7 protein-coding genes are annotated in these 6,743 nt (G+C 72.4%); 3 read left to right on the top strand and 4 right to left on the bottom strand.

The features are described 5' to 3' along the window. Positions 1-112 precede the first annotated feature (112 nt). Positions 113-601 carry an AAA family ATPase gene (locus ABD979_RS07915; protein ID WP_345506912.1) on the top strand — a complete coding sequence of 163 codons (489 nt, stop codon included), beginning with the start codon at positions 113-115 and terminating at the stop codon, positions 599-601. 39 nt (positions 602-640) lie between these two features. Further along, entirely contained in the window at positions 641-1,321 is a 681-nt protein-coding gene (locus ABD979_RS07910) for a GNAT family N-acetyltransferase (protein ID WP_345506911.1), read from the top strand. Between the two features lie 97 nt (positions 1,322-1,418). On the opposite strand, the gene ABD979_RS07905 is transcribed toward ABD979_RS07910, so the two are convergent. The 4 genes from ABD979_RS07905 to ABD979_RS07890 form a co-directional block, all read right to left on the bottom strand. Continuing rightward, positions 1,419-3,935: an MMPL family transporter gene (locus ABD979_RS07905; protein ID WP_345506910.1), complete on the bottom strand. Its 2,517-nt coding sequence runs from the start codon at positions 3,933-3,935 to the stop codon at positions 1,419-1,421. Positions 3,936-3,942: 7 nt separating this feature from the next. Further along, positions 3,943-4,668 carry a TetR/AcrR family transcriptional regulator gene (locus tag ABD979_RS07900; RefSeq protein ID WP_345506909.1) on the bottom strand — a complete coding sequence of 242 codons (726 nt, stop codon included), beginning with the start codon at positions 4,666-4,668 and terminating at the stop codon, positions 3,943-3,945. A gap of 91 nt (positions 4,669-4,759) precedes the next feature. Continuing rightward, on the bottom strand, positions 4,760-5,143 hold the full coding sequence (locus ABD979_RS07895; protein ID WP_345506908.1) for a hypothetical protein: 384 nt from the start codon (positions 5,141-5,143) through the stop codon (positions 4,760-4,762). Next, positions 5,140-5,682 carry a hypothetical protein gene (locus ABD979_RS07890; protein ID WP_345506907.1) on the bottom strand — a complete coding sequence of 181 codons (543 nt, stop codon included), beginning with the start codon at positions 5,680-5,682 and terminating at the stop codon, positions 5,140-5,142. The genes ABD979_RS07895 and ABD979_RS07890 overlap by 4 nt, the downstream gene beginning before the upstream one ends. A 112-nt stretch (positions 5,683-5,794) precedes the next feature. Between ABD979_RS07890 and ABD979_RS07885 the strand changes: the two genes are divergently transcribed. After that, complete coding sequence (locus ABD979_RS07885) at positions 5,795-6,721, top strand: NHL repeat-containing protein (protein ID WP_345506906.1); 927 nt, start codon at positions 5,795-5,797, stop codon at positions 6,719-6,721. Positions 6,722-6,743 lie beyond the last annotated feature (22 nt).

The raw sequence follows: 6,743 nt of genomic DNA, 5'->3' as shown, positions 1-6,743 counted from the left end.
ACACCGCCCTGAAGGGACTCCCACCCGTCAGCCGTCTGTCACCAACGTCATGACCGAGTACATCTAGGCGGGAGCCGTTGCCCGCGCCCTGCAGGCGACCGATACTGCGACGGTGGGCGTGCGCAACTACCTCGTCGAGGGGGTCTCCGCCACGGGCAAGACCTCGGTCTGCCGCGAGCTCGCCCGTCGAGGCTTCCGTGCCGTCAACGGTGACACCGACCTCGCCTACCAAGGCGATCCGCTGACGGGCGTCCCGCTCGACACGGCCGACCACGAGCACCACGTCTGGGACGTGCGTCGGGTGCGGGCCATGGTGGCCGACCGGTCCGATCCCGTCACCTTCTTCTGCGGGGGCTCACGCAACTTCCCCGCGTTCGTCGACCTGTTCGACGAGGTCTTCGTCCTCGAGGTCGACCTCGAGACCCTCCTCTCCCGGCTCGACCGGCGGCCACCCGGCGAGTGGGGGTCGGAGCCGTCCGAGCGCGAGCTCGTCGTGCGGCTGCACGCGAGCAGGGAGGACGTCCCGTCGACCGGGGTCGTCATCGACGCCACGCGACCGTTGACCGAGGTCGTCGACGAGATCCTCCGACACACGGGCTGACTCCGACGGCCCCTGCCCCCGTCGCGAGAGGGTGTGGGGATGCTGACGATCGAGGAGATCTTCCCCCCCTACGCCCTGTGCATCACGAGCGGGCCGGTGCAGATGCGCGTCCTGCGCGACGACGACATCCCCGAGCTCGTCGACCTCGTGCGCGACGGGGTCCAGCCGCCCGGCCTGCCCATGCCCTTCCTCAGCGACTGGCACGCCCAGCCCTTCCGGCCCGGCTCGCCCGGGGGCTTCCCGAGCGAGTCGCTCGCGTGGTGGTGGACGCAGCGGGCCACGTTCGCCCCCGACGAGTGGCGCCTGGCCCTGACGGTGCGCCGGGACGGCGTCCTCGTCGGGATGCAGGACCTCCACGCGCGGCACTTCCCGCAGGCCCGGCACGTCGAGACGGGCTCCTGGCTCGGCCTGCGCCACCAGGGGCAGGGCACCGGCACCCTGATGCGCCGGCTGGTCGTCGGCTTCGCGTTCGACGAGCTCGGCGCGGGGTCGTGCGGCTCCGGCTACATCGCGGGCAACCTCGCGTCGGCCGCGGTGAGCCGCAAGACCGGCTACCTGCCGAACGGCGTGCACCGCGTCGTGCAGCACACCACCGACGGCCCGGTCGGCGTCGACGAGCAGCGGGTCCTCGTGACCCCGGCCACCTACGTGCGCCCGGACGCCGCGGTGTCGGTCGAGGGCGCGGACGCCCTGAGGCGCTTCCTCGCGATCGAGGGCTGAACGCCACGTCCCGGCATCCGTGCTCGGTGCGCGGGGCGGGCTTCGGTCCGGCGACCTGTCGCCCGAAGGGACACGGATCGCCGGACCGGAGCCGCGGTCACCCCCTGAGGAGCGCAGCCTCGGGCTCGTGGGCCGCCGGGTGCGCGCGCTCGAGCTTCGCCCCCTCGACGTCGACGTCGGGCAGCACGCGGTCGAGCCACCTCGGGATCCACCAGGCCCGGTCGCCGAGCAGGTGCATGGCGGCCGGGATGAGCAGCATCCGCACGACGAAGGCGTCGAGCAGCACGCCGAAGGCGAGCCCGAACCCGATGGGCTTGATCGTCGTGTCGTGCGAGAAGACGAAGCCGGCGAACACCGAGATCATGATGATCGCGGCCGCCGTGACCACACCGCGCCCGGCGACGAGCCCGCGACGCACCGCGAGGCGGGCGGGCGCGCCGTGCACGTAGGCCTCGCGCATCCCCGAGACGAGGAACAGCTGGTAATCCATGGCCAGCCCGAAGAGGATGCCGGTCTGGATGACCGGCAGGAAGCTGAGGATCGGACCGGGCTCGGTGATGCCGAAGAGACCCGAGAGCCAACCCTGCTGGAAGATCGCCGTGATGCCGCCGAACGCCGCGAGCAGCGACAGCATGAAGCCGAGCGTCGCGGTCACCGGCACGAGGATCGACCGGAAGACGAGGATGAGGATGAGCAGCGAGAGGCCGACGACGAGCACGAGGTAGACCGGCAGGGCGTCGGAGAGCTTCTGCGAGACGTCGATGTTGGCGCTCGCGTTGCCCGCCACGCCGAGGGTCGCGGTCCCGCCCTCGGCGGTTGCCGGGCGCAGGGCCCGGAGGTCATCGACGAGGGTGGCTGTCGACTCGCTGTTCGGCCCGCCGTCGGGGATGACCTGGAAGGCCAAGGCGGTCCGGTCCTTCGACACGCTGATCGGCACGACCGCCGCGACGTCGCCGGCGTCGTGGATCGCCCGGCCGAGCGCGGCCTGCTCCGCGACCTGGGTCGACTGGGTCACGGCGGTCGGCAGGTCGGCCACGACGAGCAACGGCCCGTTGAAGCCCTCGCCGAACGCGTCGGCCTGCACCCGGTAGGCCTGGTACGCCGACGACTCGGCCGGCTGGCTCGCCCCGTCGGGCAGCCCCAGCCGCATGTCGAGGGCCGGCAGGGCGATGACGCCGAGCGCGACGACGCCGGCGACGAGCGCGAGCACGGCCGAGCGGCTCGTCATGGTGCGGTCCGCGACGGAGCGTCGCTTGGCGCCGGCCCGCGTCTGCAGGGGGTCGACGCTGGAGGCCAGCCGGGCTCGCTCCTTGGCGCGCAGGATGCGCAGCCCGACGAGCGAGAGGAGGGCGGGAGTGAACGTCGTGGCGACGAGGATCGCGACGAGCACGGCCCCGGCGGCGACGGTGCCCATCAGGCCGAGGAACGGGATGCCGGTGACGTTGAGCGCGAGGAGCGCGACGATGACCGTCGTCCCGGCGAAGACGACCGCGTTGCCCGACGTGCCGTTCGCGAGCCCGATGGACTCGTGCAGCTCCATGCCGTGCCGCAGCTGCGTGCGGTGCCGGTTGAGGATGAAGAGCGAGTAGTCGATGCCCACGGCGAGTCCGAGCATGACGCCGAGCACCGGCGTCACCGACTGGAAGTCGACGATCCCGGAGAACGACATCGCCGCGAGCGTCGCGACGCCGACCCCGAGCAGCGCGCTCGCGAGCGGCAGCGCCGCCCCGATGATCGTGCCGAGCACGGCCACGAGGACGAAGGCGGCGACGAGCACGCCGGCGACCTCACCCGGCCCGAGGATGGAGGGCACGGTCTGGGCGATGTCCTGCGAGAGCAGGGCCCGCACGCCGTCGATGCCCGCGCCCGTGACAGCGGAGTCGATGGCGGTCTTCACCTCGGTCGGCACCTGCGGTGTCGGCGTGCCGAAGGTGACGGCGCCGACGGCCGCGGAGCCGTCCTCCGAGACGAACCGGAAGCCCGCCGAGAGGTCGGCGACGGCGGAGCCCGCCTCGAGCGCCTTGGACTGGGCCGCGAGCTCGGCGCGCTTGGCCTCGAGCTGCTTCGTGCCGGCGTCGATGCGCGCCTGACCTGCCGTCAGCTGGTCCTCCACCTGGGCCAGCGCGCCCGCCTCCTCGGCCTGCCGGCGCTGCTCGTCGAGCTGCGCCTGCGACGCCTTGAGCTGGGAGAGCCCCTCGGTGATCGCCGCCTCGCCCTGCGCGAGCTGCTCCTTGCCCTCGCTCAGCCTGGTCGTGCTCGCGTCGATGCGGGCCTGCGTCGTGAACGGGTCGTTGACGCCGCTGACGCCGTCGATCGTCCCGACCTTCTCGAGGAGCGACGAGACGGCTGCGCGCTGGATGTCGGTGAACGGCTTGCCGTCGACGGTCGCGAAGACGACGCTGCCGGATCCCCCACCCGTGCCGTCGAACTCGGCTGCGAGCTGCTCCGTGACCTTGCTCGTGGGAGTGCCGGGGATCGAGATCGCCGAGGAGATCGTGCCGGCGAAGGCGAGGAAGGTGACCAGGCCGACGACGAGGGCGGTCAGCCAGCCACCCACCACCCTCCAGTGGTGTCGGGCAGCGAAGCGTCCGATGCGATAGAGCAGTTCAGCCATGGCGGGTTCAACGTCCTTCCGGGGCGGCCGACGTGGTCGGTGCAGGGGTGAGCGGCGTCCCGAAGGACGCGGTGCGGGCGTAGCCGTGCGCGAGCTGGTCGAGCAGGCGAGCGAGGTGGTCGTCCCACGAGCGGCGGGATGCGGGTGTGACCCGGCCGGCATGCTCGTCGAGCCACCGGTGGGCGATGACGCCGATGCCGTTCATCAGCAGGGCGATCGTCAGCTGCAGCACGAGCGGGTCGAGGTCGGGGGCGTGCTCGGTGACGCGGGCGGCGAGTCGGCCGCCGACGTGGTCGAGGGCGGCCTGCGAGATCGCCTCGCCCCGCTCCCCCTCGTGGGCGCTGACGTCGAGGACGCGCACGATCGCGGTCATCGCTCGCGGCAGGTCGGCGTCACGGGTGGCCGCGCACAGCGCGTCGAGGGCGACGGCATCCGGCAGCCCGCCGTCCGCGACCGGGCGGGCACCGGCCAGCCGCCGGTCGAGCTCGAGGAGCACCTGGGCGGTCGTCTCCTCGAGGATCTGCTCGCACACTGCGACGAGCAGGTCCTCGACCGTGGCGAAGTGGTTGAACACGGTCCGTCGCGACACTCCCGCGTGCTCGGCGACCTGGTCGACCGTGAACCCCTCCCGGCCCGGCGAGTCGGCCATGGCGCGCACCGACGCGAGGATCGCGTCGCGGCGCCGCTCGCGCTGCACCCGGCGCCCGTCGCGCGACCTCTTCGTGGTGTCCACACACCCATGGTAGTTGCACGCAGTGCAACTAGATGCCGGTGGGGTCCGCGGCGGGCGGGCGCCTCGGGAGGCGCCGACCCGGCATACGGCCTCAGGGCTGGAGCGCGGCCGCCAGCGCCTCGGGGTCGGTCACCGTCAACGTGGCTCCGGGGTGGCGCAGGGTGCCCGTGGGCTCCATGGCCGCGACGGGGTCGACGAACGAGACGCACAGGCCACGGCGCGAGTTCGTCGCGAAGGTGATGCCACGGTCGGCGAAGGAGAGGTGGGCCGGGCCGGCGGTGCGGTGGAACGCGTAGTCGCCGCTGAGCTGCGTGCGCGCGACATTGGCGAGCGCGGTCCGCAGGCGCCACGGCCCGAAGCGCACCAGCAGCTCGTCGTCGGTGACGGTGACGAGTGCTGTCGACGGGGTCACCCCGAAGAGCAGGGCAGGCAGGCGGTAGCGGCTTTCGAAGTCGAAGGCGAACTCGCGCGTCACGACCGGCGCCGCAACCGGGACGGCTGGTCGAGCAGACCTGCGGTGCCGCGCTGCTGCTCACCGAGGTAGGCGTCGAGGACGAGCAGGCCGGCCGTCGTCGCCGGAGTTCCCCACTGCAGCCAGCCCATCCGCTGGGTGAGCGCGCGCGCCCGGTCGCGGGCCGCGGGGTCCTTCTCCGCCTTCTCGAGGGCGTCGCCGAGCTCCGCACCCGAGCGGTAGGCCTCGGCGCTGACGACGACGGCGGAGGCCGTCAACGCGGTCTTCAGCACGACGGCCGTCGTCGTCGGGCGGTGGCCCAGCACGCGGTGACGGTTGTCGGCGAGGATCGCGATGCCGCTGGCGAGGTGGAGCCCGATCGCGGCCCCCTGCACCGGCCCCCACCGGCGCCAGCCCTCGTCGGCGATCTGCGCCCGCTCGCGGGCGTCGTCACCCGTGCGGGCCGCGGGGTTCAGCGCGACCGCGCCCGCCAGCGAACCGCCGAACCAGGCTGCGTTCGTCAGCAGGTGCGTGGCCCGGACGATGGTGCTGTATGCCGTCATGTGCTGTGCCGTACCCGCTTCGCTCCCCCGCACACCCCCTGCGGTCGCCGCCCGCGAGTAGGCTCCGCCGCACCGGGGGAAGCCGTCCCCCGCGACGACAGGGGACCGAACCATGAGGACACGACTGCGCACCATCGCGGCCGGCATCGCACTCACCGTCGCATCGACCGTGGGCGTGGCCGCCGCAGCGCCCGCCACGGCCATCGAGCCCGTCGGCTTCGACGGCGTCCGCAACTGCGCCGACCCGAAGCTGAACGCCTTCGACAACTGGTCGGGTCACACGCTCGGCGCCTACAAAGACACCAACTGGGTGCCCCAGGGCATGACGTACGACGCGAAGGGCGACCAGCTCTACGTCTCGATGTACCACCGCGACGCCGCCGAGGTGCCGCGCGTCGTCGTCTACCAGCGCTCGACGTCCGCGTGGGTCAAGACGATCGAGCTGTCGGGGGTGCCCAAGTCGGGCCACGCGGGCGGCCTCACCATCGGTCGGGGCAACCTCTACGTCTCCGACAGCGCCGGCGGCTCGTTCATCTACCGGGTCCCGATCGACACGGTGCGCTCGGTGCCCGCCGGCAAGCGCCAGGCCGTCAAGACCACGCGCTACGCCCTCAAGAACCTGGGCCACGCGTCCTACGTCGACTACTACGCCGGCAGCCTCTACGTCGGCGACTTCTACTCGAACCTCATGCGCCGCTACGCGACGTCGACGTCCGGCGCCGTGGCGCTCTCGCCGAGCGCGACGTACGGCACCCCGTCGATCGTGCAGGGCGTGCAGGTCACCGGCAGCCACTTCGTCTTCAGCCGCTCGTGGGGTCGTGACAACCTGAGCAAGGTGACGACGCAGGTGCGTTCGAGCGGCAAGCGCACGAGCCACAACACCCTGCCCATGATGGAGGGCATCGTCTGGGCGCCGCGGTCGGCCGGCTCGTCGGTCAAGCGGCTCTACTCGGTGTTCGAGTCGACGTCCAAGGCGTATGCCGACTCCAACTGCCGCACGCACGCGATCTGGAGCGCGTCGAGCAGCTACATCCTCTGACGCGGACGTCGGCCCGGGCGGC

The sequence above is a fragment of the Terrabacter aeriphilus genome, assembly GCF_039542985.1.
Lineage (GTDB): Bacteria > Actinomycetota > Actinomycetes > Actinomycetales > Dermatophilaceae > Terrabacter > Terrabacter aeriphilus.
The sequence above is the reverse complement of the archived record's forward strand: the minus strand, read 5'-3'. Positions and strand labels throughout refer to the sequence as shown.